Here is a 26196-nt window from a genome sequence, read left to right as displayed (position 1 = left end):
CGTTCATCGGGGGAGCCTGGCGATCCGTAGGGCTCAACCCCGTGTACGGCCGGGGGTCACCGGTAACGGCCCCCGACGGGTGACGGCGCGCGCATGCGTGCTGACGGCGCCTGGCGGGCGAAGGTGTCCGGTGGGTGAGGGTGTTCGGTGGGTGACGGCGGTCGGCGGGGGGACGGCGGTCAGGGGGTGACGGCGGCTGGGGGTGACAGCGGCCGGGGGGTGACAGGCGGCCGGGGGTGACGGCGGCCAGCGGGCAGGGGCTTCTGCGGGCGACGGCCGTCAGCGGGTACGGGGTTCGGCGGGTGCGGGGTTCGGCGGGTGCCGGCGGTCAGCGGGTGAGGGCGGCGACGGCCGAGGCGGCCAGGTCGTCCAGATAACCCGGGGGCAGGTCGCCCCGGACGACCGCGAGCCGCCAGTAGAGCGGTCCGACGATCAGGTCGAGGACCCGGTCGGGATCGGTGTCCCCGGGCAGTTCGCCACGGGCCACGGCCTCGCGCACGACGACGGCCGCGATCCCCTGCTGCGGGTCGAGCAGGACGGCCTTGATGGTGTCGGCGATCTCCGGATTGCGGGCCGCCTCGACGAGCAGGTCCGGGATGACCTGCGAGGCCAGCGGGTGGCGCAGACCGTACGCGGCGAGGTCGAGCACCGCGCGGATGTCGGTGTACAGCGAACCGGTGGACGGCGCGGGCATGCCCTGCACCGCCACGGCCGTGACCAGGTCCTGGACGAGGTGGAGCTTGGACTTCCAGCGCCGGTAGACCGCGGTCTTGCCGACGCCGGCCCGGCGGGCGATGCCCTCGATGGACATCCGGGAGAAGCCCACCGCGGCAAGCTCCTCGAACACCGCTCTGCGGATGGCGTCGGTCACGTCCTCGCGCAGCACTGCGGCTCCGGCGGGGACACGGCGGCGGCTTCCGGGGGCGGTGGTCATGGCCGAAGCATAGTCCGGTGCGACGAAACGGTTGCGTCTCGACGTGGGGAGGTCTTTACCTCGACGTCACGACGAAACGGTTGCGTCGCGACGCTGGAGCGTCCTAACCTCGACGTTACGACGAAACGGTACCGTCGCGACGCAGAGGCGTTCCCTCCTCCGCGTGACGACGAAACCGCCCCGTCGCGACGCAAGACCGTTCCACCCCGTGCGTCACGACGAAACAGTCCCGTCGCGACGCACGACCGTCACACCCCCCGCGTCGCCACGCAACGGTCCCGTTCCGTCGCCCGCACACGTTCCCGCACCCCCGGCACCCCGGGGGGCGCCCCCGCACTTCCGCGTCGAAAGTGATCGTGGTGAGCCAGACCATCGCCCCGGCCCCGCCGGACGCCCCGCCGCCCCCCGGCCCTCCCTCGTACGCCCCCGGCGAGCTCGCCGCCCTAGCCGCCCGGCACGGGCTGGGCGTGAGCGGGGCCCGTCCGTCGCTGCCGCGGTACGTACGACAGCTGTGGGGGCGCCGGCACTTCATCACGGCGTTCGCCACCGCCAAGCTCACCGCCCAGTACAGCCAGGCGAAGCTCGGCCAGATCTGGCAGCTGATGACCCCGCTGCTCAACGCGGCGGTCTACTACTTCATCTTCGGCGTCCTGATGAGGACCAAGCAGGGCGTCGCCGACTTCGTGCCGTTCCTGGTGACCGGTGTCTTCGTCTGGACCTTCACCAGCAGTTCGATCACCGCGGGCACCCGGGCCATCAGCGGGAACATCGGGCTGGTCCGGGCGCTGCACTTCCCCCGGGCCTCGCTGCCGATCGCGCTGGCCCTCCAGCAGCTCCAGCAGCTGCTGTTCTCGCTGGGCGCGCTGGTCATGATCCTGCTGGTGTTCGGCCAGTACCCCCGGCCCTCGTGGTTGCTGGCGGTTCCGGCGCTCGGTCTGCAGGCCGTGTTCAGCGCGGGCGTCTCGATGGTGGTCGCCCGGCTGGCCGCCCGCACCCCGGACATCGCCCAGCTGATGCCGTTCGTGCTGCGCACCTGGATGTACGCGTCGGGGGTCATGTGGAGCATCGACAAGAGCCTGAGCGGCGACCGGGTCCCGCATCTGGTGAAGGCGGCGCTGGAACTCAATCCGGCGGCCGTCTACATCGACCTGACCCGGTTCGCGCTCATCGAGAGCTTCCACGCCTCCCAACTGCCCCCGCACGTCTGGACCGTCGCCGCGGGCTGGGCGCTGCTGTGCGGGGTGGGCGGTTTCGTCTTCTTCTGGCAGGCCGAGGAGCGTTACGGACGTGGCTGAGCACCCGGGCACCGCGGTGCCGACCGTCGTCGTCGACGACGTCCACATCACGTACAGGGTCAACGGCGCGCGCACCGGCCGGGGCAGTGCCACCTCGGCGCTGAGCCGGATCGTCTCGCGCCGGGCCGCCCCGGGCGTCCGCGAGGTGCACGCCGTCAAGGGCGTCAGCTTCGCCGCGTACAAGGGCGAGGCGATCGGCCTGATCGGGTCCAACGGCTCGGGGAAGTCCACGCTGCTCAAGGCCGTCGCCGGGCTGCTGCCCGCCACGAAGGGCCGGATCCACACCCGGGGCCAGCCCTCGCTGCTCGGGGTGAACGCGGCGCTGATGGGCGATCTCACCGGCGAGCGGAACGTGGTGCTCGGCGGACTCGCGATGGGCATGAGCCGGGAGCAGATCCGCGCACGCTACGACGACATCGTGGACTTCTCCGGGATCAACGAGAAGGGCGACTTCATCACCCTGCCGATGCGCACGTACTCCTCCGGCATGGGGGCGCGGCTGCGCTTCTCCATCGCCGCCGCCAAGGACCACGACGTGCTGCTGATCGACGAGGCGCTGTCCACGGGCGACGCCCGGTTCCAGCGGCGCAGCAAGGAACGGATCGCCGAACTGCGGCAGCGGGCCGGCACGGTCTTCCTGGTCAGCCACCACAACAAGTCGATCACCGAGACCTGCGACCGGGCGATCTGGCTGGAGGCGGGGGTCCTGCGGATGGACGGACCGGCGGCGGAGGTCGTCGCGGCGTACGAACGGTTCACCGCGGGGAAGGGCAAGGGCAGATAAAGAGCCGGAAGGGTGGTCCGGAAGGTCCCAAAGCTCCTTCGTAACCAGGGATCTGACAGACCGGTACCTGTCATAGGCTCGTGCGGTCGCACACGATGACGAGGGCGGGGAGGCTCCCATCAGTACAGGCTTCGGCACGGCACTCACGCCCCTCGGCCCCGGCGACCCGGCCGAGATCGCCGGCTACCGGCTGCTCGCCCGTATCGGCGAGGGCGGCATGGGGTCCGTCTACTTCTCGTACTCGCGCGGCGGTCAGGCCGTCGCGGTGAAGCTGATCCGCCGGGAGTTCGGCGACGATCCCGAGTTCCGGCTGCGGTTCGAGCAGGAGGTGCGGGCGGCCCGGATGGTGCGCGGCTACCACCTGGTGCCGGTCGTCGACCACGACACCTCGGGCGAACAGCCGTGGCTGGCCTCGACCTACATCCCCGGCATGCCGCTCCACGAGGCGCTGACCTCGCACGGCCCCCTCCCGCTGCCCTCGGTCCTGGCGCTCGTCGGGATGGCCGCCCAGGCCCTGGGCGCCATGCACACGGCCGGTGTGATCCACCGCGACCTGAAACCCGGCAACATCCTGCTCGGCGCCGACGGCCCGCACGTCATCGACTTCGGGATCGCCCGCGCCGCCGACGCCACCCACATCACCCGCAGCGGCCGGCTGATCGGCACCCCGCAGTTCATGTCCCCCGAGCAGACGCTCGGCGAGGAGGTCGGCCCGCCCAGCGACGTGTTCTCGCTCGGGCTGATCGCCGCCGTGGCCGCAACGGGCCGCCATCCGTACGGGGAGGGCGGGGCGGTCTCCATCGGTACCAGGATCGCCAACACCGAGGCCAGGCCGCCCTCGCTGGACGGGTACGAGGACGGGCTGCGCGAGTTGCTGGCCGGCTGCCTGGCCCAGGATCCGGCGGCCCGCACCACCCCGGCCGAACTGGCCGCCCGCTACGCGCCCCCTGCGGGCCGCGAGGGCTGGCTCCCCGCGCCGCTCACCGCGGAGATCGCCCGCCGCGCGGCCTCCGTTCCGCCGGCCCCCGGCCCCGCCGCTCCCCCGCCGGCGCAGGGCGTCCCCGACGCGCCGCCGCCCCCGGTCGCCGGTTCGGTCGCCGCCGGGACCACCGTGCCGCCCGTGGCCGGAGCGGGGACCACACTGCCGCCGCGTACGGACGCGGGGACCGGCCCGCTGACGCCCCCGCCGCCCACCGCCGCACCGACCGGACCCGGCACCGGCGCCCCGCCGTACGGGACGGTCCCGCCGATGCCGTACCCCGGGCAGCCCCTTCCGCAGACCGGCCGGCAGCCCTCGCGCATGTCCGACCGGCGCCGCGGGCTGCTCGCGGGCGCCGCGATCCTGCTGGTGGCGGTGGGGGTCGTGATCTGGTCGCAGTCCGGCCCGGACGGCTCCGGGAGCGGCGACAAGGCGGTCTCCTCGGACCCGGCGACCACGGCCGGCACGGACCGGGCGTCCCAGGGGGCGGAGAGCCCGGAGAAGTCGTCCTCGCCGAAGCCCACGTACACCGTGGTCTTCAAGGACAAGCCGCTGCTGATCAGGGCGCCGCAGAACACGGACACCAGCGTGATCGACTTCGACGCTCCGAGGCTGAACCCACAGGGCAGCTCCGACAGCGAGGACACGAAGGGGCAGGAGATTCTTTACGAGAACAGCGTCGGTGCGAAGTGGGAGTTCCTGACCCCCGCGGGTACCTCCTCGGCCGCCACGCCCGAGGCGTGCCGGGACGCCGTGGGCACCTCCGCACTCCAGGATCTGGACGAATACGATCTGCGGGACGGCAAGCCCCTGGGCAAGGGCACCATCGTCTGCACGGTGACCACCGACGGCAATCTCGCCATGATGAAGATCGTCGACTGGCATCTGGCGGACGGCGATTACACCGTCCCCGGCTTCGACACCGAACTGACCCTCTGGAAGATCAACGAGTAGCCGTCCGAGCGCGGTCCGGCCGGCCGGCGCGCGGGTCGGACCGGCTTCGCGCACGAAGGGCCAACTACACCGCGGCACAGCACATGTGAGGCCCCTCAACCGTCGTAAGCTCGTTCGGTCAGCTGGACGCGTGAGCGCGGGAGGATCCCATCGGCACCAGCACCGGCACGATGTTCGCACCGCTCGGGCCCGACGATCCGCGCGAGATCGGCGGCTACCGGCTGCTCGCCCGGATCGGCGAGGGCGGGATGGGCACCGTCTACCTCTCGCGCACCCGTGGCGGCCAGGCCGTCGCGCTGAAGGTGATCCGCCGGGATTTCGGGGAGGACACCGAATTCCGCCGCCGCTTCGCGCAGGAGGTGCGGGCCGCCCGCCTGGTGCAGGGCTACCACCTGGTGCCGGTGGTCGACCACGACACCTCCGGCCCCCGCCCCTGGCTCGCCACGGTGTTCGTCCCGGGGCTGTCGCTCCGGGCCGCGCTGGAGGACCACGGCCCGCTGCCCCTGCCGTCCGTCATGCGGCTCATGGGCTGTACGGCTCAGGCCCTCGTCGCCATCCACACGGCGGGAGTCGTCCACCGCGACCTGAAGCCGGGCAACATCGTGCTCGGGAGGACGGGCCCGTACGTCATCGACTTCGGCATCGCCCGCGCCGCCGACACCACGCATCTCACCCGCAGCGGCGGGCTGATCGGCACCCCGCAGTTCATGTCACCGGAGCACGCCCAGGGCGAGGACGCCGGCCCCGCCTCGGACGTCTTCTCGCTCGGGCTGATCGCGGCCCTGGCGGCGACCGGCAGCCATCCGTACGGGACGGGCGGGGCGATGACCCTGGGCGCCCGGATCGCCAACACCGCGTTCCGGCCGCCCCGGCTGGACGGCTTCCTGCCCCAGCTGCGCGAGGTGCTGGAACAGTGTCTGGCGGCGGATCCGGCGGTACGCATCACCCCCGCCGCGCTCGCCTCGCTGTGCGAACCCTGGACGGGCAGGGCGCCGGACGGCCTCGACTCCTGGCTGCCCGGCCCGCTCGCCGCGGAGATCGCCCGCCGTGAGCAGGCCCTCCCGGGACCCCCGGCCCTGCCCGACCCGCCGCCCCCGCTCCCCCGGTCCGGGGCCGGAGACCCCGCGCCGCCTCCCGGCCGGGCGGTCCCGCCCGACCCGGCTCCCCCGGTCCCGGCCGGGACCGGCGAGCGCACGGTGCCGCCCGCCGGGGCGGTGCCACCGGGTGGCGTTCCCGCGCCCCCGGCCGCCGTACCCGCCGCGCACGCGCCCTCCGCACCGGCCCCCTCGGCACCAGCCCCTTCGGCCCCCGGCCCCTCGGCCCCCGGCCCTTCCGCCCCCGGCCCTTCCGGGCCGGTCCCCCGGGCGCCGGGCGGTTCGCGCCGCAGGGCCGTGCTCCGGGTCGCGCTGGCGGCGGGCGCGGCGGTCCTGCTCGTCGCGGGTACCTGGCTGGTCGCCACCCGGACCGCCGACCCCGGCCGCACCCCGGCCGACGGCACCCCCGGCGACGTGCGTACGCCCGGCGGCCGGCCGACCTCGCCGACGCCCGGACCGGACCGGAGCAGCCCGGACACCACCGCTCCGGAGACCACCGCACCGTCACCGGAGCAGCAGCGCCACACCCTGGTCTTCGAGAACCGGCCGCTCTCGCTGCGGGCCCCGTCCGGCTGGGACGCGGTCTCGGTGGACCTCGACGAGCCCCGCGTCGGCGGGCCGAGCGAGGGCAGCGGCACCCACAGCGAGCTGACGCTCGACAGCAACCTGAGCCGGTGGGAGTTCCTGACTCCCATGGGCCGCGGTGCCGGGCCGACGGCCGAGCAGTGTCTGCGGGGCGCGCGGACGGACGTGCTGCCGTCGGAGATCGAGGAGGAGGATCTCAGCCGCACCCTGCCGGTGGGCACGCTGCTCTGCACGGTGACGTCCGACAAGAACATCGCCATGGTGAAGGTGACCAAGGTCGTGCACACCTCGGACGGCATGCCCGACTACTTCACCGAGGTCACCCTCTGGCGGTCGTAGTCCGGGCGCCGCCGCCCCGGCCCGACCACAACCGCAGCAGCACCCGGTCACCGGGCTCCCCCGCCGCCAGGAGCGCCGCCGCCCGGCGCCAGGTGGCCGGGGGCAGTCCGTTGGCGGTGATCAGCCGGTACAGGTCGGGCAACGGCCCGGTGAGCATGAGCAGTTCGCCCAGCAGCCGGGCGTCGGCGGGCGGGGCGTCCGTGGCCAGGACCAGGAAGAGGGCGTCGGGGCCGAAGCGCTCCACCAGGGCCAGGCCGTCCTCGCCCGCCGCGAGGAGCCAGGGGGTGAGCCGTTCGCCGTGGCCGGCGTGCGGTCCGCGCTGTTCCAGCAGCATCCGCAGCACGCGCCGCCCGGACTCCCCGGCCAGCGGCGGCAGCCAGCGCGGGCCCCAGGCGGACACCGCGTCGGCCGTCCCCGGCAGGCGCTGTTCGACGACGGCGGCGGTGACCGCCACCGCGAGCCCGTGGTGCACGGCCAGCGTGAGAACGGTGGTCAGCGCGGACGGGGTCAGGACGTCGGTGAGCGGGGTCAGTTCGGCGAGGGCGCGGCGCTGTTCCGGGCTGAGCGCGAACCGGTCGGCGAACTCCTGCGCCGGGACGCCCAGCCCCTCGCCGAGCAGGGTGTACAGGGCGCGGGCCGGGTCGGGAGCGGTGACGATCCGGGCCAGTTCGGCGCGGGCGCGCGGGTCCAGCACGGCGTCCGGGGCCGTCGCGTGCAGGGCGAGCAGCGCGGCCCGTTCGGCCGGGCCCGGCAGGGCGGCCAGCAGCGGGAGCAGGGCCGGGGCGGCGGCCAGCGCGGCCAGGGTCCGGCCGGGACCTTCGTCGTCCCGGACCGGGGTGCCGAGGACCGCCTCGGCGATCCTGCGGTCCAGCCGCCGGCCGTTCACCGCCCAGGCCCGCACCCGTTCGGGGCGTTCGACGGCGCCGCGCACCACCCGGGTCAGCCCGGTGGTGGCGAGCCGGGCCCGCGACCATTCGACGACCGCGACCGAGTCCAGGGGCGCCGCCTGCTCGCTCTCGTAGCGGCACTCCTGGAAGACGACGAGGACCTCGTCCAGCGGGCGTCCGATGCCGGTGGCGTACGCCCCCAGGATGCGCATCGCCCGCTGGTCCAGGCCGAGTTCATGGGCGTGGCGCAGTCCGTCGGTGCCCAGTTCGGCGAGGGCGGCGGCCGGGTCGGGGAAGGCGGTGACGATGTCCCCGAAGTCCAGGTCGCCCTGTTCGGCGAGCCAGCGGGCGGCGAGGACGGGGTGGGCGCAGACGGTGCGCCAGTGCTCGGGCGAGGTGGCGAGCAGGGCGCGGGCGGCGTCGGGGGCCGCGGCCCCGGCGTCGGCGGCGATGCGCAGCAGGACCCGGGCGTCGACGGCCCCGTCCTGGTCGAGGGCCGTGATCTGCACCCAGCCGAGGCCGAAGTGGCTCAGGTGCTCGGGCTGGCGCAGCCCGTCGAGCAGCAGGTGCCACATCTCCGGGGTGTAGCGGGTCAGCAGGTCGCGGTCGGGGCCCTCCAGGTGCGGGCGGAGCAGTTCGAGGAGCCCGGGGTCGTCCATGCGTCCGGCGAGCGCCTGGAGGCTGGGCGCCGGGATGTCGCAGAGGACGCCGACGACGGTGTCGTCCATGGCCGCGACGGTGCCGGCCAGCCGGCGTGCGTCGAGCGCGGGGAGGGCGGTGCACAGCCGGCCGAGGAGTCCGGCGCGCCGGATGCCGGGCCGGGTGCGCAGGGCGTCCTCCAGCGGGACGCCGTCCGCGTCGGAGGGCAGGTCGGGGTCGAAGACCTCGGCGAGCCGCTGGGCGACCGGCAGCAGCCGCCGGGTCGCCTCGTCGTACAGATCCTCCTCCGACGGGCCCAGCAGCGCGGACATCAGGCATTCCCGGAAGACCGAGGCGGGCACCCCGGACAGGGCGATGACCAGCCGGTCCATCCGGGCCCGGTCCAGCATCCGGTTCTGTTTGCGCAGCCCGGGGGCGTTCTGCCGGGCGCGGACGGCGACCAGCAGTTCGGTGTTGGTGCCGAAGGCGTCGGGCATCCGCTCCAGCACGATGCCGCGTTCGCTGGGCGACATGGTGTCCATGCCGCCGAGCCGGATCGCCCAGCCGGTGGCGAAGGTGCGGCGGCGCAGCGCCTGTCCGCCCTGGCCGGCCAGCATCTCCTGGTGGAAGTCGTCGAGTTCGCGGTCCGTGACGTACGGGAGGCGGTCGGCGGGCATGCCCGCGATCCTGGGGACGGCGCCGGCGATGTCGCCGGGGTCGACGCGTTCGGCGCGTCCGCCGCGGGCGGCCTCGATGCGGCGCAGTTCCTCGCCGTCCATGCGCCCCGCGATGATCAGCCGGGCGCCGGGGGCCGCGGCGGCGGCCCGCTCGGCGTAGCGGATCAGGTCCTTGCGGCGGGCCACCACCCAGCCGGCCCCGGAGAGCTGGGAGGCGGTGCGGGAGGTGAGCCGGCCCTGTTCGAAGGCGGCCAGGGCGAGCACCTGGGGGCCGTGGTCGTGGAGCAGTCCGAGCCGCAGCGATTCGGGGTTCAGGGCGAGCCGGCCGTCCTCGGTGCGCTGGGCGGCGTCGTCGTAGATCAGCAGGGCCCGGCTGTCCGCGATGTCGCGCAGGGCCCGCTCCCGTTCCTCCGTGGCGGAGGCGGCGGAGAGGGACTGGGCCAGCCGGCCGGGCTGGAGCGAGGGGATCTGCTGGAAGCCGGCGGCGCCGAGGTAGCCGGCCAGGTCGGCGGGGCCGCGCACCGGTCCCCAGGCGGCCGGCGGCAGTCCGCAGGCCATCCAGCCGGCCAGGCGCAGCAGCGAGCGCAGCTGGGTCTCGCGCCAGGCGACGGGGCGGCCCTTGCCCCGGGCGGAGGGGAGGTCGTCGCCGAGGAGCAGCGCCCCGGACAGGGACATGCCCTGCGGGGCGGGCATCCGGCCGGTCGAGGGGATGTAGAGGTGGCGGCCGAGACCGACGAGGGTCAGCGCGCCGGAGTTGAAGACGAGGTGGTCGGGGGAGAGCTCGACGGGGGTGTAGCCGGAGCGGGCCATGTCGTCGAGGGCGCGGCCGAGCGGCACCAGGACGCGCAGGGCCTCGGCGGGGGTGAAGCGGTGGCCCTGTTCGAGCATCGCGGCGAGGTCGTCGAGCTCCATGAGGACGTCGAGCGGCCGGGTGCCGTTGCCGGGGGCCCAGGCGGTGACCAGGGCGGGCGGCAGCCCCGGGTGGTCGATGACGTCGAAGAGCGCCGGGGTGACGGGGGCTCCGACGGCGAGGAGCGCGGCGGCCTCGGCGCGGGTGGCCCGGTTGGCGAAGGTGCGCAGCGTGCCGTACTCGTCGGTCCGGGTGTCGCGGACCATCCGGGTGGCGCGCGCGGAGCTTCCGGCCGGGCGCAGTTGGCCGGGCCGGGGCAGGGCGGGGCGGGTCTCCCAGACGCGACCGCTGCGGCCGGGGTAGGTGGCGGTGGTCATGAACGGTGCTCCAGTGCGCGCAGCGCCCCGAGCAGGGCGGTCGCGCTGCGGGCGCGGGCGAGGTCGGCGCGGACCCGGTCGACGGTGGCGAGGCGGTACTTCTGCGGGGCCAGACAGGTGGAGATGACGCTGTTGAGGATCGGGCCGAAGCGGGGGTCGGAGATCTCCCGTCTGACCCGGCCCTGGACGTCCTGGCTGCCGTAGTAGAGGCCCCGGGTCTGCTTGGGGGTGAGCCGGGCGAGGCGGGCGGCGTGGGCGAGCGTGGCCCCGAGCATGTAGATGTCGTACCGCTCGGACGCGGGGGCCAGTTCGGCGGTCTCGTCGCCGCCCTCGGGGCCGGGCGGGGCGTAGGCGACGGTCGTGGTGGTGATCCGGGCGCCGATCCGCACGGCGGCGTCGTAATCGATGAGGACGTAGCGGTCGGGCGGGCCGAGGACGAGGATGTTCTCCGGTTTGATGTCGGCGTGCACCCAGCCTTTGACGACCTCGCCCTTGTCGGTGTGGCGGGTGGTGTGCAGGGCGGCGAGGGTGTTGCACAACTGCTCTGCCAGGTCCAGGAGTTCGGACTCGGTGTAGCGCTGGTTGCGCCCGGCGCGGCGCTCGATCTCGTCCTGGAGGGTGCGCGCTCCGGTGTTCCGGTACCCGATGAACTCCTGGACGAGGAAGCCCTCCTCGTCCTCCTCGTCGAAGGGCACCCCGGCCGCGCGCAGGGTGGGCGAGGGCTGGGACTCCAGCGAGATGACGACCGGGCACTGCTGGGTGAGCTGGGCGGCCCGTCGCGCCGCCACCAGTCCGCTCTCCCGGCGCCCGCGCTGGCCGCCGAGTTCGGCCTTGACCTCGCGGGGTTCGTCCAGGACCGCCCTCGGCCACCACATGCCCTTGATCACCACGTCTCCGCCGGACCAGCTGTCCTGGGCGAGCAGGGCGTACCCCTGTCCGGCCCCGGCGATGAGCCGTTTCGTACGGAAGCGGTCGCCCTGCCCGTAGGCGGCGGCGATGTACGCGCAGCGCGGCGGATCGTCGGGGGCGCCGCGTTCGGCCTCGGCCCAGAAGGGTTCGAATCCGCTCACCACGCCCCACCCCCGGCCCCGCCACCATCGCCGTCGCCGTCGCCGTCGCCTTCCGAGGAGCCCTCGCTGATCCGCAGCCGTACGGAGCCGGTGCCCAGGACGAGTTCGTCGCCCGGTTCCAGTCCGTACGGGGTGCGGGTGGCCAGCCGGGCGGTGCTGGGGCGGCCGTACCGGTCCAGCACGGGGTTGAGGAAGGAGGCGTTGTTGTCCGTGAGATGTTCGGCCATCGGCCGTCCGTCGTCGTCCAGGAAGATCCGTACGTGCTCGCGGCTGATCTCGCCCCTGGCCTCCGGGCCGAGCCCGTCGGTGACGTCGGTGGTGCCGGGCCGGGAGCGCGAGGCCCGGCCGATCACGAGCCCGTCGTCCCCCGGCACGTCCACGGTCCGCAGCACCGCGTAGCCGTGCATCACCGTGATCACGGTCCGGCCGTCCGGGGTCTCCGGCACGGGCGCCTCGGCGACGGTCTCCTCGGCGGGCTGGTCGCAGGAGTGGCAGTAGAGCCGGTCCCCGGAGGCATACACCTGCGGGGGCGTCAGCACGGATCCCGATCTGCGGCAGGGCGAGGGCTCCTCGACATGGCGGAACCGCAGCTCCGAGTCCGGGTCGCGCAGGCCCGCCTTGCCGCGCTTCCTGGCCCGGTCGGCGTCGATCTCCTCGTCGGTGGCGACGGACAGGCTGCGCCGGCTGAACACGACCCGGCCGCGCACCCGCCGGGCGCTCCAGATCCGGTCGGTGTTGCCCTGGAGCCAGGTGTGCTCGCGCCGGGCGAAGCGGAAGTTGTCCTCGCTGATCACGGCGGCGCCGTACTGCGCGGCCATGGAGAGGATGCGGTCGTCGGCGTCGCCCTGGTGGAGTTCGAGCCAGTGCTCCCGCCCGGCCCGGTCGGCGAGCGCCCGGTCCTCCAGCCTCCCGCGCACCGCGCCGTCGAGCACGGCGTACGGATAGGAGCCCGGGTGCTCCCGCAGCCAGGCCTCCCGTACGTCGACGACCCGGGCGAAGCTGACGGTGCCGCCCCGGCCGTGGGCGATGTTGGACGCGTCGATGATGACGTCGGGTGCGCTCACGGGCGGCCCCCCGGGCCCCACGGCGGCCGGGTCGCCTCGTCGTCGTCCGCGCCGGACGCGCCGGGTGTGCCGGACCGTCCGGGTGCGCCGGAGCCGTACGGCGGCCGGGTCGGCTCGTCGTCGTCCGGACCGTGGTCCTGGGGCGGGCGGGTCGTGCGCGGCGGCGGATAGCCGGCGCTCCCGTAGCCGCCGCCGTGGCCCGGACCGCCGCCGTAACCGAAGTCCGGCCCGCCCCCGCTCACCGGCGCGTAGCCGTCCTCGTCATCGTCGTCGTCATCGTCGAGATCGGCGTACTGCTGGGCGCGCCGGGCCTTGATCTCGTCCGGCATCTCGACCGGGATCTCCTCGAACCAGGCCCGTTTGGACCTGGTGGAGCTCTGGCTGGAGGCCGCCCGCGCCTCGTTGGCGACGTCGTTGGGGTCCATGCCGTCCCGGAGCCCGCCGCCCGCCTGGTCGAAGACGGCGGCCAGGGCCGGATCGGGGATCCGCCGGGCCCGCGCCGCACCCTCCCGGTAGACGGCCTCGCGCTCGTACTCCGAGGCGGCGCGGGCGGCCCGGTCGGTGATCTCGCGGTCCAGATCGATGCCCTCCGCCTGGCGCAGCAGATCGCGGCGCAGGATCGGGGTCATCGGGTTGTCCACGACGTTGACCGCGACCTGGGCCCCGGACAACTGCCGCGCCCCGCTGCCGGAGCCGAGCCGCCCCCTGGCCCGGAGCACCGGCATCGGGCGGGCGGACCTGCGGTGCGGGGCGCGGAGCTTGATCAGGTAGAGCGGCTGGCCGGCCTCGCCCTCCCGGATCGCGCCGAGCGTGAGGACGATCCTGCTGGGCGCCTGGCCGCCGCCGTCCTGGACGGCCCCCTCGATCCGCCGGCGGACCGGGTCGAGCTGGTACACGGCGAGGACCGGGAAGCTGGGGTTGATCTCCAGGGACAGTTCGCCGCTGCCGGTGACCACGTCCCGGCTGTTGGCCGCGAACTCCCGGGCGACCTCGCTCATCACCTCGCCCGCGCGGGCCCGCGAGGCCACGTGGCGGGCCATCCCGGTCGGCGTGAGCCGTTCCAGCAGTCCGAAGTCGGCGCCCTCGCCGATGCCGACGGCGTCCGTGTGCAGTTCGCGCCCGGCTGCCTCCGCGGCGAGGGCGGCCAGCCGGCCGGGGTCCTGCTCACCGAAGTTGGCGACGCCGTCGCTGACCAGGACCACCCGGCGGGAGGCGGCCCGGTGCCCCTCCAGCGCGCGGTACGCACGCCGCAGCGCGCCCTCGATGTTGGTCCACTGGCGCTCGGTCTCGACGTTCCCGTTCCACCGCCCCTTGCGCAGCAGCTCGCCCGCCGTGCCCGAGAAGCGCACCCCGGACTCCTGCGCGAAGGTGAGGAGTTCGACGTGGGTGGCGCGCGGCAGCGATCCCACGAGCGCCCGGACCCCGGCGGTGGCCACGTCCTTGCGGCTGGCCTGGCCGCTGCCCTCGACCGGGTACTCCTTGCTGTTGTCGGCGCGCAGCTCCATGGACCAGCTGTCGTCCACGAGGACGGCGTAGACGACGCCCTCCTTGGAGCGGTCGCTCCTGGTCAGCTCGCGTGGTGCGACCAGTACGGCGAACTCCTCGCCGAGATGGATGTCCTGTCGGTCCGCCGTCACCTTGATGTCCTCGGCCGGCTGTCCCGTCTGCGTCATGCCCGTGCTCTCTCCTGGACCTCGTCGGCCGTCGTCCGTCCCCCGGGGCGTGCCCGGGGCCTTCCCGTCTGGATCAGCCCTCGCCGACCGCGCAGACCAGCGCGGTCGCGTTGTCCCAGCCGCCGAGCGCCTCCGCCCGGCCCATGAGCCCGGCGGCCAGCGCCGGGGCGACCGGGCGCCCCGATGCCTCCAGGTCCGCCGCCATGGCCGCCAGCACCTCCCCCGTCCAGCGCCCGCGCTCCCCCGCGGTGGCCCCGTCGGAGGCGAGCACCAGCAGATCGCCCGGAGCCACGGAGAAGACGCGGTGCGCCCAGCGCGCGGTTCCGTCCCCGAGTGCGCTGGTGAGCGCCGAAGTGTCCCCGTGCGCCTGGGAACTGCCGCGCAGCCGCTCGGCGTAGGCGGTGTGCGCGGGGGTCAGTTTCCATGCGGTGTAGGGCAGTTCCCTCGGCCGTACGGCGGCGGCCGCCAGCGGCCGTACGAGCCAGGCCTCGGCATCCCCCACGGAGATCACCTCGGCGGTGCCGTCCGGTGTCACCGTGGCGAGGACCGCGGCGGCGCCGCCCCCGGTCCGCTCGACGACCCGGTCCAGCTCGCCCACGAGGGCGCGCGGCCGGTCGAGGACCCGGCGCGAGGGGTGGGGCGCGGCCGGGCGCGGGGGCCCGGTGCGCGGCACGGCGGCGCCCGGTCCCGGGAAGTCGGGGGCGGCGGCCGGGGACGGCGGCTCCCCGGCCGGGGGCGGCGGCTCGGCGCCGGCCTCGGCCTCCTTCCAGAGCCTGACCAGGCATTCGGTGGCCGCGCGGGCGGCCCTGCCACCGGAGCCGTCCCCGTCGCCGGTGACCCCGTCGAACACCGCCATCCGCAGGGTGCCGTCGGCCGCGCGCAGGGCGGTCGCGGCGTCCTCGTTGTCCCGTTCGGGATCGCCCTTGGCCTTGCGCGAGCCGACGGCGCTCTCCCGGAAGCAGACCGCCGAGACCGGTCCCCCGGGCCGCCGCTCCAGCGCCTCGTGCAGCGCCGCCATGCCCGGTGCCACGCCCCGGCGCAGCTCCACGTCGAGCAGCAGCCGGTGGCAGACCGCGTCCAGCCCCAGCGGGAATGTGCCCGCCAGGACGTCCAGCAGGGCCAGCGCGTCCGCCTGGTCCGCCGAGGGCCGCTCGGCCACCGCGTCGACCAGCGCCTGCACCAGCGCCGAGCGGTCCCGGGCCCGGGGCCGGGCCGGCTCCACCCCGTCGCGCAACTGGAGCCCGCCCTCCGGGTCGTACCGGGGCAGTGCCGCGACCTGCCAGCCCTCGTACGGGTCGTATCGGATCGACTCCGGCACCAGGCAGCCCGGCCCGACGCGCTCCAGAGCGGCGTCCACCGCCCGCCACAGGAAGGGCAGTTCGGCGCAGAGCTTGCCGCTGTCCAGGGTGTGCCGGTCCTGCACGCTCTCCCGCAGCACGGGGGCCAGTTCGTCCGGCCACTCCAGGCGGATCCGGGGCAGCGCGAGCCTCGCGAACCCCGCCCGCTCCTCCCGTGCCCCCACGCCCGTGTCCCCTTCGCCGCGCCCGTACCGCCGTGCCGTTCCGTCCGTCACGCTGCTCCCACCGGTCTCCGCCACCCCACGCCCGTACGGCTCCCCCGCCCCACCGACCCCTGCCGCCTCTGCCGCCCCTTCCGTCACGCGGATCTCACCGGCTTCCGCCGCCCCACGCCCGTACGGCCCCTCCGCCCCACCGACCCCTTGCAGCCTCTTCCGCCCCTTCAGTCACTCGGATCTCACCGGCTTCCGCCGCTCCGCCAGCGGCGCCAGCCGCCCCGCTGCAACTCGGTGTCCAGCCGGACCACTTCGGCCTCGGCGGCCTGGGCCCGCTGCTGCCACTGCCAGGCGCTCTGCTGGGCCTCCTGGACGCCCTGGCGCGCGGCGTCCTGGGCGGCCCGGATCTGCGACTCGGCGTAGCCCTGGGCCTGCCGGGCGGCCTCGTCGGCCCCGGCCCTGAGCCGGTCGCGTTCCTGCTGGAGGGCGGCGGCCGCCTCCTCGCGCTCCCGCCGGACACCGGCGGCGGCCTTCTCGCGCTCCTCCGCCACGGCCGCCGCGAGCAGGGCGTCCAAGTCGGGCCCCCGGCCGGCCGGGAAGGCGGCGGCCCGGTCCGGCACCGGTGCCGTGGGCGGTTCGGGGTCCCGGTAGAGCGCGGAGACCGAGGTGGCGGCGCCGACCGGCGGATCGGCGAGGGCCAGCGGCACGGGGCGGACGGTCAGCGCGGCCGGGTCGACCACCACGACGGGCCGCCAGCCCGTGAATCCGTCGCCGCCCCCGTCCTCCTGGACCACGGTCAGGGCGCAGCCCGAGCCGAGATGCGCGGCGCCGCCCCCGTCCACGTACGCCCACAGGTGCTCGCCCTCCGTCAGCAGCGAGGCGACGGCCTCGGGCGAGGGCACCGCCACGCCGGGCGCGGGCACCGGTGGTCCGACGGGGGCGGGGGCCGCGGACGCGCCGGAGACTTCCGGGCCGTCGGCGAAAACGCCCCAGCCGTCGTCGGCGGCCGGGGGGACGTACGGGGGCGCGGCGGGCTCCGGGGGCCGCTCGGGCATCCGGGGCACGGCCTGCGACGGCCCCTCGTCGACGAACGAACCCCAGTCGGACACCGCAACGCCCCCACGTCGGTACTGCTCCGGAAGACGTCAATATAGTTGCTGTACAAGCTTATTCACAGAGCGTCAGTTCCCGATCGGTGAGCCCGGAGGCCGACCCGATGGAAGAACACCTGACCACCGACTTCGAGGAAGCCTGCTTCCTCGTGGACCTCTCCAACGTCGTGCGCGACCAGCGCCTGGGCGAACCCGGCGGCCGTTCGCTGCGCAGGCTCGCGCTCCTGGTGGACGCCGCGAAACAGCTGGCCCGCGACCCCGACGTGAAGCTGTACCTGGTCGCCGACCGCAGTCTGCGCCTGGGCCGCAGACAGGAGTTCACCGATCCCGCGGACGTCGGACTGCTCGCCCGCTGGGTCCGGCTGGGCCTGGTCGAGGAGCTGGGCGACGCCGACGACCGACTGCTGGAGCTGTGCGAACTGACCGGCATCCCGGTCATCACCGGCGACCGCTTCCGCGGGCACCGCACCGCGTACCCCTGGCTCCAGGGCAACGCCGACGACTTCCTGGAGCCCGTCCCGCGCCCCGACGGCACCGTGGGCCTGGTCCCCGTCGATCTGAAGGTCGCCGCCCCCGTCGAGATCTCCATCAAACTGGAGGAGGACGTTCTCAAGCGTCAGGGTCTCCTCAACCCCCGGCGCAAGCCCCTCTTCGACGTGGTGAACCGCAACTGGCGCTGTGCGGAGCGCCGTTGCACGCTGTACGACACCCGGCAGGGCAGTGCCGCGCTGCTCCCCCGGATGCGGCGCGGGGTCCCGACCTGCGAACTGCACGGGGGCGCGCTGACCGACGACGGCCCGCGCACCGCGACCGTCCAGCTGAAGCTGCTGCTCGACGACGCCCTGGCGGAGCGGTTCACCCTGGTCGACGGGACCCGGGTGAAGGTGGGGCGGGCGGCCGGCGAGGGCGGCATCTCGCTGGCCGGACTGCTGCCGAAGGAGCGCACCGCGGGCCTGAGCCGGGTCCATCTGGAGCTGCGGATCTCCGGCGGCACGGTCCATGTCCGCGACCGCAGCAGCTACGGCACGACGCTGTGGCGCCGCCATCCGCGCCGCTCGGGCCCCGGCCCGTGGGCGAAGCTCGGCACCGAGGAGCGCGCGTTCGCCGGCGGCGACGAACTGCAGCTGGTCGAGGGCGTCCTGCTGACCCGCAGCGGCCGCCGCTTCCCGACGGAGCTGGCCAACGAGTGGCAGCGCCGCAAGCCGCCCCCGTCCGCGGAGACGGACGTGACCCGGCTGGTCTGAGACCCCCGGGACGGACGCGAGGGAGGGGCGGCTGCCGGGCAGCCGCCCCTCCCTCGTGCCGTCCGGTGCGTCAGGCGTGCGTACGCAGCAGGGTGCGCATCGTCCGCATGGCCACCGAGAGGTTGGCCAGGTCGAAGGCGTCCGATCCGCGGATCTCCTCCAGGGTGGAGCGCGACCGGGCCAGGATCGCCGCGTTCTTCTCCTCCCAGGCCTCGAACCGCTCCTGCGGGGTGGAGGTCCCGTTGCCGACGGCGAGCACATCGGCCGTGAGGGCGGCGTGCGCGGCGTACAGGTCCTCGCGGATGGAGGCGCGGGCCATCGACTGCCAGCGGTCGGACCGCGGCAGCTCGATGATGCGGTCCATCAGCTGGGTGATGCCGAGCCGGTCCGCGAGGTCGTAGTAGACCTCGGCGACGGACAGCGGGTCCTTGCCGGTGCGGTCGGCGATCGCCACGATGTCCAGGGCCGGGAAGGCCGAGGAGAATCCGGCGACCCGCTGCGCCAGCTGGTCCGGGACGCCCGCCTCGGTGAGTTCGTCCAGGATGCCCTGGTACCACTCCTGGTCGGCGCCCCTGAGCATCTTGGGCAGCGCGGCCCAGACCTGGTCGACGCCCTCGCGGAAGAAGTCGACCGTCTCGCTGATCTCCAGCGGCTGCGGCCGGTTGCCCAGCAGCCAGCGCGAACCGCGCTCGACGAGCCGGCGCGAGTGCAGCCGGATCCGGGTCTGCACCTCGGCGGCAACGGTGTTGTCGAGCGCCTCCACGGCGTCCCACACCTGGCCGAGACCGAAGATCTCCCGCGCCGCGAACTGCGCCCGCACGATCTCCTCGACGGAGGCCCCGGTCTCCTCCCGCAGCCGGTGCAGGAAGGTCGAACCACCGGTGTTGACGGTGTCGTTGACCAGCACGGTGGTGATGATCTCGCGCCGCAGCGCGTGCCCGTCGACCGCCTCGGGGAACCGCTCGCGCAGCTGCTCCGGGAAGTAGGCGTGCAGCAGCTGCTGCAGGTGCGGGTCGTCCGGCAGGCTGGTCCCGATCAGCTCCTGGGCCGCCGTGATCTTCGTGTAGGCAAGCAGCACGGCCAGCTCGGGCTGGCTGAGCCCCTTGCCGGCGGTCAGCAGCTCGCGGATCTGCCGGTCGTTGGGCAGGAACTCCAGTGCGCGGTCCAGGTATCCGTCGCGGCCCAGCCGGCGCATGAAGCGCTGCTGGGCGTGGAGGAGCGAGGACGCCTGGGCGGACGAGTTGGCGAGGGCGGTGTTCTGCGCGTAGTTGTTGCGCAGCACCAGCCGGCCGATCTCGTCGGTCATCTCGGCGAGCAGCTTGTTGCGCTGCTTGACGGTCATGTCGCCGTCCCGGACCAGGCCGTTGAGCAGGATCTTGATGTTCACCTCGTGGTCGGAGGTGTCCACGCCGGCGCTGTTGTCGATCGCGTCGGTGTTGATCCGGCCGCCGTTGCGGGCGAACTCGATCCGGCCGAGCTGGGTGGCGCCGAGGTTGCCGCCCTCGCCGACGACCTTGGCCCGCAGGTCCTCGCCGTTCACGCGGATCGCGTCGTTGGCCTTGTCGCCGACGTCGGTGTTGGCCTCGGAGGACGCCTTGATGTACGTACCGATGCCGCCGTTCCACACCAGGTCGACGGGGGCCTTGAGGATGGCCTGCATCAGGTCGGCGGGGGTCATCTTGACGATGCCCGGCTCGATGCCGAGCGCCTCGCGCAGATGGGCGTTGACCGGGATGGACTTGGCGCTGCGCGGGTGGACGCCGCCGCCCGCGGAGATCAGCTCCTTGTCGTAGTCGGCCCAGGAGCTGCGCGGCAGGTCGAACAGGCGGCGCCGCTCGGCGTACGAGCTCGCGGCGTCCGGGTTCGGGTCGAGGAAGATGTGCCGGTGGTCGAAGGCGGCGACGAGCCGGATGTGCTCGGAGAGCAGCATGCCGTTGCCGAACACGTCGCCGGACATGTCGCCGACGCCGACGACGGTGAAGTCCTCGGTCTGGGTGTTGTGGCCGAGCTCCCGGAAGTGCCGCTTGACGGACTCCCAGGCGCCCCGGGCGGTGATGCCCATGCCCTTGTGGTCGTAGCCGGCCGAACCGCCGGAGGCGAAGGCGTCGCCGAGCCAGAAGCCGTAGGCGACGGCGACCTCGTTGGCGATGTCGGAGAACTTCGCGGTGCCCTTGTCGGCGGCGACGACGAGGTAGGTGTCGTCCTCGTCGTGGCGGACGACGTCCTTGGGCGGCACGACCTCGCCGGCCACCATGTTGTCGGTGATGTCGAGCAGCGCCGAGATGAACGTGCGGTACGAGGCGATGCCCTCGGCCATCCAGGCGTCGCGGTCGGCGTTCGGGTCCGGGAGCTGCTTGGCGACGAACCCGCCCTTGGCGCCGACCGGCACGATGACGGTGTTCTTCACCATCTGTGCCTTGACCAGGCCGAGGATCTCGGTGCGGAAGTCCTCGCGCCGGTCGGACCAGCGCAGACCGCCGCGGGCGACCTTGCCGAAGCGCAGGTGGACGCCCTCGACGCGCGGCGAGTAGACCCAGATCTCGAACGCCGGGCGGGGCGCGGGGAGGTCGGGGATGGACTGCGGGTCGAACTTCATCGAGACGTAGCCGTGCGGCTCGCCGCTCTCGGCGCGCTGGAAGAAGTTGGTCCGCAGGGTGGCCTTGATGACCGTGAGGAAGGAGCGCAGGATGCGGTCCTCGTCGAGCGAGGCGACCTGGTCCAGGGCCCCGTCGAGCTCTTCGAGCAGTCCGTCGGTCAGCTCGTTGCCGGCGGCCTGGCGGCCGGGAGCCATCCGGGCCTCGAAGAGCGAGACCAGCAGCCGGGTGGTGTGGACGTTGTTCTGGAGCGTGGACTCCATGTAGTCCTGGCTGAACGTCGATCCGGCCTGGCGCAGGTACTTGGCGTAGGCGCGCAGCACCATGGCCTGCCGCCAGCTCAGACCGGCGCTGAGCACCAGGGCGTTGAAGCCGTCGTTCTCCGCCTCGCCGGTCCAGACGGCGGCGAAGGCGTCCTGGAAGCGCTCGCGGGCGTCGTCGGCGAGATAGCTGCCGTTGCCCGTGGACTGCGGCATGCGCAGGCCGAAGTCGTAGATCCAGGCGTGCGTACGGTCGGCGCAGCGCAGCTCGTAGGGGCGCTCGTCGACGACCTCGACGCCGAGCCGCTGGAGCGCGGGCAGCACGGCGGAGAGGGAGACCTGCTCACCGGTGCGGTAGATCTTGAACCGGCGCTCGCCGGGGGCGGCGCCCACCGGCTCGTACAGGCTGAGGGCGAAGTCCTTGCCGTCCTTCTTGAGCGCTTCGAGGTGGACCAGGTCGGCCACGGCGGAGCGCGGCGAGTGGTCGGCCTTGTAGCCCTCGGGGAAGGAGTGGCCGTACTGGCGGAGCAGTTCGGCGGCACGCTCCTCACCGCATTCGGCGCCCAGCGCCTCCTGGAAGCCGTCGGCCCAGGAGCGGGCGGCCTCGACGAGGCGGGCCTCGATGCGGTCGGCCTCGGCGTCGGTGAGGGTCGGCAGCTCGCTGCCCGGGGCGACCCGGACGACGAAGTGCAGCCGGGACAGGATCGATTCGGTGTTCCAGGCGGTGAAGTCGACGCTGGTGCCGTTCAGCTCCTCCTTGAGGATGTCGATCAGCCGCAGCCGCACCCCGGTGGTGTAGCGGTCGCGCGGCAGGTACACGATCGCGGAGTAGTAGCGCCCGTACTCGTCCTGGCGCAGGTAGAGCCGGAGCCGGCGCCGCTCCTGGAGGTAGAGCACCGAGGTGACGATCGAGCGCAGTTGGTCGGGCGGCGTCTGGAACAGCTCGTCGCGCGGGTAGGTCTCCAGGATCTGGAGCAGGTCGCGCCCGTCGTGGCTGTTGTACGAGAAGCCCGCGCCCTCCAGCACCTCGGCGACCTTGCGGCGGACGACGGGCACCCGGCGCACGGACTCGGTGTAGGCGGCGGAGGAGAACAGACCGAGGAAGCGGCGCTCCCCGATGACGTTGCCGTCGGCGTCGAACTTCTTCACGCCGACGTAGTCGAGGTAGCTGGGGCGGTGCACGGTGGCGCGGCTGTTGGCCTTGGTCAGCACGAGGAGCTTGTGCTCGCGGGCCTTGGCGCGGGCGTCGGCCGGCAGCCGGTCGAAGGAGGGGCTGACCGGGTGGGCCTCGTCCTCCGTGTGGTGCGGGTCGGAGCGCAGGATGCCGAGGCCGGTGCCGGGGACGGCGGCCAGCGCGTCGGTGTCCTTCAGTTCGTACTCGCGGTAGCCGAGGAAGGTGAAGTGGTCGGCGGCGAGCCAGCGCAGCAGCTCCCGGGCCTCGTTGACCTCGTCGTCGGCGAGGTCGTCGAGCGGTTCGCCGGGCAGGTCGTCGGCGATGCGCAGCGCGGCGTCCCGCATCTTCTCCCAGTCCTCGACGGTCTCCCGTACGTCGGACAGGATCCGCAGCAGGTCGGCCTGGATCTGCTTGAGGTCGGCGCGGTCGGTCTCGCGGTCGATCTCGACGTGGATCCAGGACTCGACGAGCGCGTCGTGCGGCAGCTCGGGCCGGGCGTCCTTCTTCGCGCCCTTGGCGGTCTTGCGGCCGGACCGGGGACCGGCCGGGGCGCCGGCGCCCTCGCTGAGGACCTCGATGAGCTTTCCGGTCACATCGCGCCGGACGACGATTTGCGGGTGGATCACGACGTGGATGCCGCGGCCCTGGCGGGACAGCTCGTTGGTGACGGAGTCGACGAGGAACGGCATGTCGTCGGTGACGACCTCGACCACGGAGTGGCTGCACGTCCAGCCGTTCTCCTCGACGGTCGGGGTGTGCACCCGGACGTTCGCGGTGCCCTGGGGGCGGTTCTCGGCGAGACGGTAGTGGGAGGAAGCGGCACCGAAGACGTCGACCGGGTCGCGGCCGATGATGTCCTCCGGGGCGGTGTGGAGGTAGTAGCGCTGGAGATAGCCGAGCACGGTGTCCTGCCGTGAACGCTCCTGGCCGGCCCCGCTGCCCTCGGCCTTCGCCCGGGGGCCCCCGTCCGGCCCGCCGACACCACCACCCGGGCTGTTGTCAGCTACCTTGGCGGCCCGTGCGAGCAGCTCGGCCTTGGCTTCGTCCAGCTTGGTCTGCATGTCCTCTGGCTCCTGTCGCGCGCCGTTGCGTGACGTAGGTGGAAAAAAAGACGACGTACCGCCACGACACGGGGTTTCCGGTCTGAGTCGACGCTATGCCGCTATGAGAGACGCCCGGGACCTTATTGGCCATTTTTGGCGGTCTGGCCGGGCTGAGGGGATCAGTCATGGCCCGGGTGCGGTGGCACTCCGGGCGCAGGCCGGGGGCTTCGCTGCCCCCGAGGCGTATCGCGCTGATCACGGGGTCCAGGCTATCTCGCTCTCCCCCACAACCGTCACGAGCCGCATGTGTACAAAAGAAACCCCCGAAGTTTGACACTCCGGACAGCGCGCGGCCCCTGGACAACGCACTCTGGAACGGTTGGGACCGTACTGTCCGGCCCGGATCGGGCCGGCACACCCGTGAGGAGCCCCGCGATGGCACCGAAGATCCTCATCGTCACCGGCGACGCCGCGAATCCCTGGAAGTCCTCTACCCCTACCAGCGGCTGCGCGAGGAGGGGTACGAGGTCGACATCGCCGCCCCTCCCGCAAGACCCTCCGTTTCGTCGTCCACGATTTCGAGCCCGGATTCGACACCTACACCGAGAAGCCGGGCTACACCTGGCCGGCCGACCTGGCCTTCTCCGAGGTCGACCCGGCCGACTACGCGGCGCTCGTCGTTCCCGGCGGCCGTGCCCCCGAATACCTCCGCAACGACCCGGACCTCCGCGCGATCCTGGCAGCCTTCTTCGACGCGGACCGCCCGGTCGCCCAGATCTGCCACGGCCCGCTGATGACGGCGGCGGCCGGGGCGCTGAAGGACCGCAGGGTCACGGCCTACCCCGCCCTGGAGCCCGATATGGCGACGGCCGGGGCCACCTTCGAGGACACCGAGGTCGTGGTGGACGGCACCCTGGTCTCCTCCCGCGCCTGGCCGGACCACTCCGCCTGGATGCGCGCCTTCCTCACGGTGCTCAGGGCCAAGGCCCCGGTGACGTGAGCGAGCCCGGGGCCGCCGGCTACTCGCCCAGGCTCCGGGCGAGGGCCGCGGCCTCGGCGAGGGTGTCCACGACGGGCACTCCGGCCTCCTCCAGGCTGGCCCGGCTGTGCGAACCGCCGGTGAACAGCACGGCCTTCGCCCCGACGTGCGCGGCGGCGACCGCGTCGTCGACGGCGTCACCGATGACCACGGTGTGCTCGGGGGATATGTGCTCCAGGGCAGCGAGGTGCCGCTCCATGTGCTGGGCCTTGCTGCCGCCGGAGGGACCGGTGCGCCCGTCGACGCGCACGAAGTGCCGCTCGATCCCGTAGCCGCGCACGGTGGGAACGAGGTGCTCGTGCCCGTACATGCTCAGCAGGGACTGGCTCCGCCCGCCGAGCTGCCACTGGGCCAGCAGCTCGGCGGCGCCCGCGGTCAGCCCGCAGTCCGCCCGCCGCTCGGCGTAGTGCCGGTGGAACGCGCCGTCCATCAGCTCCCACTCGGCGTCGGTGGGCAGCCGGCCCATGAGCCGCTCGTAGAAGCGGGGTATCGGGACGCAGTACGTCTCGCGGTACTGCTCCACGGTGATGGGCGCGAGCCCGACCTCACCGAAGGCGGCGTTGGTCGCGCCGACGACGGCGGTGTTGTCGTCGAGCAGCGTGCCGTTCCAGTCCCAGACCAGATGCGTGCGGTGGTGTCCGTGCGTCCCCATGCAGGAAAAAATACCCGGCGCCACCGACAACCGAACAAACGGTCCACAACCCGGCTGCTCTTATCCGATCAGATGAGGAATCTCCTGGACGCCGAACCAGAGCAGCTCGTGGTCCTCGGCACCGTCCACGGTGAACTGCGCGTCGTCGTCGCCGAGGTCCGCCGCCCCGAGCGCGGCCGCGGCGGCGGTGACGTCCTTGTCGGCCTCGTCGGAGTCGACGTGGACGGCGGCGGCCTTGGCCAGGGGGACCGCGGAGGCGATCGTGACCTCGCCGAGCGAGGAGGCGTCGAGGATGTGATCGGGGTCGGCGACCGCGTCCCCGTCCGGTACGTCGACGGCGACGACGACCCGGCGGCGGGCGGCGTCCGGGTCCCCGGCGATCAGCCGCAGCGACGCGGAGGCGGCCCGGTTGAGCGCCGCGTACTCCAGCTCCTCGATGTCGTCGGAGACGTACCACTCCCGCAGTGCGGGGGTCACCGCGTACGCGGTGAGCGGGCCGGGGCCGACCTCGCCCGCCCGGTGCGCCGCTGCGAGCCCGGAGAGGGTCAGGGGGACGTACACGCGCATGGCTGGGGTCGCTTTCGTAGTCGGAACGCCCTCAGGATACGTGCGGCGTCCCCCTTTGGGGTTACGTGTCCCGGCCCCGCACCGTCCACCCGGCGCCCGCGCCTCACCCGGACCGGCCCGCCCCGGAAGCCCGCCCCGCACCGCCTCCACCACCCGGATAGGTGAATCCCCGGCCCCGCCGCTCCGTACCCGTCGACGCTTGCGACGGCCCCGCCGCCCCCGTAGAAGATCCCCAGCAGAAGTTACCGCCCGGTACTGGCCGGGCTCCGAAGCACGGGGGCGACAGCGATGAGCACGAACAGGACCAGGCCCGCCGGACGTCACGACGCCCGCAGGCCCGAAGCCGTACCCGCACAACGCCGCCGGATGCCCCAGCGCCTCCGGCCCCACCACTGGTTCGCCGAACGCCTCCTCGCGGTCCTCAGCGGCCAGCGCCCCGTCCACTGGATGCTGGGCCATACCATCGGCGACGCCTACGACCAGCTCGCCGAACTGGCCCCCGCCACCCCGCTCAGGAGCCGGGGCGCCCGCCCCGTCATCCGCATGTGCCACGGCGCCCATCCCGCCCCCGGCGTCGTCGAGGCCTGCGCCAGCATCGCCGCCGGCGAACAGGTCCGCGCCATGGCCTTCCGCCTCGAACAGGGCCCCGACCTCCGCTGGCGCTGCGCAGCCGTGGAACTCGGCAACACCCCCCTCCGCCGCCCTTGACCGCCGCCCCCATCCACCCCGCCCCCGACGAAAGAGCAGAACACCCCATGAACACCGCACACGCCCCCAGAACCCGCCCCCACCCCCTT

At 73.7% G+C, this 26196-nt stretch carries 16 protein-coding genes and 1 pseudogene; 7 read left to right on the top strand and 10 right to left on the bottom strand.

All coding sequences use genetic code 11. From position 1 onward, the window contains the following. Window positions 1–328: 328 nt before the first annotated feature. A complete protein-coding gene (locus tag ACFVDM_RS37070) occupies window positions 329–934 on the bottom strand; it encodes a TetR/AcrR family transcriptional regulator (RefSeq protein ID WP_383651093.1) in 606 nt (201 codons plus the stop codon). 356 nt (window positions 935–1290) lie between these two features. On the opposite strand from ACFVDM_RS37070, the gene ACFVDM_RS37065 reads away from it, so the two are divergent. The 4 genes from ACFVDM_RS37065 to ACFVDM_RS37050 all read left to right on the top strand — a co-directional run bounded on the left by ACFVDM_RS37065 (window position 1291) and on the right by ACFVDM_RS37050 (window position 6964). Next, window positions 1291–2229 carry an ABC transporter permease gene (locus ACFVDM_RS37065; protein ID WP_383651092.1) on the top strand — a complete coding sequence of 313 codons (939 nt, stop codon included), beginning with the start codon at window positions 1291–1293 and terminating at the stop codon, window positions 2227–2229. Continuing rightward, entirely contained in the window at window positions 2222–3013 is a 792-nt protein-coding gene (locus ACFVDM_RS37060; protein WP_383651091.1) for an ABC transporter ATP-binding protein, read from the top strand. Before ACFVDM_RS37065 ends, ACFVDM_RS37060 begins: the two co-directional genes overlap by 8 nt. 118 nt (window positions 3014–3131) lie before the next feature. After that, a complete protein-coding gene (locus tag ACFVDM_RS37055) occupies window positions 3132–4946 on the top strand; it encodes a serine/threonine-protein kinase (protein WP_383651099.1) in 1815 nt (604 codons plus the stop codon). Window positions 4947–5116: 170 nt separating this feature from the next. Further along, the gene (locus ACFVDM_RS37050) at window positions 5117–6964 is read left to right on the top strand and encodes a serine/threonine-protein kinase (protein WP_383651090.1); all 1848 of its coding nucleotides are present in this window, start codon (window positions 5117–5119) and stop codon (window positions 6962–6964) included. Here the strand turns inward: ACFVDM_RS37050 and ACFVDM_RS37045 are convergent. The 6 genes from ACFVDM_RS37045 to ACFVDM_RS37020 all read right to left on the bottom strand — a co-directional run bounded on the left by ACFVDM_RS37045 (window position 6945) and on the right by ACFVDM_RS37020 (window position 16823). After that, complete coding sequence (locus ACFVDM_RS37045) at window positions 6945–10394, bottom strand: hypothetical protein (RefSeq protein WP_383651089.1); 3450 nt, start codon at window positions 10392–10394, stop codon at window positions 6945–6947. The two genes, ACFVDM_RS37050 and ACFVDM_RS37045, sit on opposite strands and share 20 nt — an antisense overlap. Then, window positions 10391–11464 carry a hypothetical protein gene (locus ACFVDM_RS37040; RefSeq protein ID WP_383651088.1) on the bottom strand — a complete coding sequence of 358 codons (1074 nt, stop codon included), beginning with the start codon at window positions 11462–11464 and terminating at the stop codon, window positions 10391–10393. The genes ACFVDM_RS37045 and ACFVDM_RS37040 overlap by 4 nt, the downstream gene beginning before the upstream one ends. Then, a complete protein-coding gene (locus ACFVDM_RS37035; RefSeq protein WP_383651087.1) occupies window positions 11461–12528 on the bottom strand; it encodes a hypothetical protein in 1068 nt (355 codons plus the stop codon). The genes ACFVDM_RS37040 and ACFVDM_RS37035 overlap by 4 nt, the downstream gene beginning before the upstream one ends. Then, window positions 12525–14201: a VWA domain-containing protein gene (locus ACFVDM_RS37030; RefSeq protein WP_383651086.1), complete on the bottom strand. Its 1677-nt coding sequence runs from the start codon at window positions 14199–14201 to the stop codon at window positions 12525–12527. The genes ACFVDM_RS37035 and ACFVDM_RS37030 overlap by 4 nt, the downstream gene beginning before the upstream one ends. Before the next feature lie 73 nt (window positions 14202–14274). Next, on the bottom strand, window positions 14275–15723 hold the full coding sequence (locus ACFVDM_RS37025) for a hypothetical protein (protein ID WP_383651085.1): 1449 nt from the start codon (window positions 15721–15723) through the stop codon (window positions 14275–14277). Window positions 15724–15956: 233 nt separating this feature from the next. Beyond that, window positions 15957–16823, bottom strand: a complete 867-nt coding sequence (locus ACFVDM_RS37020; protein ID WP_383651084.1) for a hypothetical protein — start codon at window positions 16821–16823, stop codon at window positions 15957–15959. 107 nt (window positions 16824–16930) lie between these two features. Between ACFVDM_RS37020 and ACFVDM_RS37015 the strand changes: the two genes are divergently transcribed. Then, entirely contained in the window at window positions 16931–18070 is a 1140-nt protein-coding gene (locus tag ACFVDM_RS37015; protein ID WP_383651083.1) for an FHA domain-containing protein, read from the top strand. A gap of 70 nt (window positions 18071–18140) precedes the next feature. Here the strand turns inward: ACFVDM_RS37015 and ACFVDM_RS37010 are convergent, their stop codons facing one another. Continuing rightward, the gene (locus tag ACFVDM_RS37010) at window positions 18141–23159 is read right to left on the bottom strand and encodes an NAD-glutamate dehydrogenase (RefSeq protein ID WP_383651082.1); all 5019 of its coding nucleotides are present in this window, start codon (window positions 23157–23159) and stop codon (window positions 18141–18143) included. A 417-nt stretch (window positions 23160–23576) separates the two neighbouring features. Here ACFVDM_RS37010 and ACFVDM_RS37005 point away from each other — a divergent pair. Further along, window positions 23577–24141: pseudogene (locus ACFVDM_RS37005) on the top strand (DJ-1/PfpI family protein). 19 nt (window positions 24142–24160) lie between these two features. Here ACFVDM_RS37005 and ACFVDM_RS37000 read toward each other — a convergent pair. Both ACFVDM_RS37000 and ACFVDM_RS36995 read right to left on the bottom strand, forming a co-directional pair. Continuing rightward, entirely contained in the window at window positions 24161–24832 is a 672-nt protein-coding gene (locus ACFVDM_RS37000) for an HAD family hydrolase (RefSeq protein ID WP_383651081.1), read from the bottom strand. A gap of 60 nt (window positions 24833–24892) precedes the next feature. Next, a complete protein-coding gene (locus ACFVDM_RS36995; RefSeq protein WP_383651080.1) occupies window positions 24893–25399 on the bottom strand; it encodes a DUF6912 family protein in 507 nt (168 codons plus the stop codon). Between the two features lie 288 nt (window positions 25400–25687). On the opposite strand from ACFVDM_RS36995, the gene ACFVDM_RS36990 reads away from it, so the two are divergent. Beyond that, a complete protein-coding gene (locus ACFVDM_RS36990) occupies window positions 25688–26107 on the top strand; it encodes an Rv3235 family protein (RefSeq protein ID WP_383651079.1) in 420 nt (139 codons plus the stop codon). The last annotated feature ends 89 nt before the right edge of the window (window positions 26108–26196 follow it).

This window comes from Streptomyces sp. NPDC057682 (assembly GCF_042799575.1).
Classification (GTDB): domain Bacteria; phylum Actinomycetota; class Actinomycetes; order Streptomycetales; family Streptomycetaceae; genus Streptomyces.
The sequence above is the reverse complement of the archived record's forward strand: the minus strand, read 5'-3'. Positions and strand labels throughout refer to the sequence as shown.

Excerpts from the sequence above, each read along its gene's own strand:
- ACFVDM_RS37015 (WP_383651083.1), top strand. The coding sequence starts at position 16,931 with ATGGAAGAACACCTGACCACCGACTTCGAGGAAGCCTGCTTCCTCGTG.
- ACFVDM_RS37070 (WP_383651093.1), bottom strand. The coding sequence starts at position 934 with ATGACCACCGCCCCCGGAAGCCGCCGCCGTGTCCCCGCCGGAGCCGCA.
- ACFVDM_RS37010 (WP_383651082.1), bottom strand. The coding sequence starts at position 23,159 with ATGCAGACCAAGCTGGACGAAGCCAAGGCCGAGCTGCTCGCACGGGCC.
- ACFVDM_RS37050 (WP_383651090.1), top strand. The coding sequence starts at position 5,117 with ATGTTCGCACCGCTCGGGCCCGACGATCCGCGCGAGATCGGCGGCTAC.
- ACFVDM_RS37045 (WP_383651089.1), bottom strand. The coding sequence starts at position 10,394 with ATGACCACCGCCACCTACCCCGGCCGCAGCGGTCGCGTCTGGGAGACC.
- ACFVDM_RS37030 (WP_383651086.1), bottom strand. The coding sequence starts at position 14,201 with ATGACGCAGACGGGACAGCCGGCCGAGGACATCAAGGTGACGGCGGAC.
- ACFVDM_RS36995 (WP_383651080.1), bottom strand. The coding sequence starts at position 25,399 with ATGCGCGTGTACGTCCCCCTGACCCTCTCCGGGCTCGCAGCGGCGCAC.
- ACFVDM_RS36990 (WP_383651079.1), top strand. The coding sequence starts at position 25,688 with ATGAGCACGAACAGGACCAGGCCCGCCGGACGTCACGACGCCCGCAGG.
- ACFVDM_RS37000 (WP_383651081.1), bottom strand. The coding sequence starts at position 24,832 with ATGGGGACGCACGGACACCACCGCACGCATCTGGTCTGGGACTGGAAC.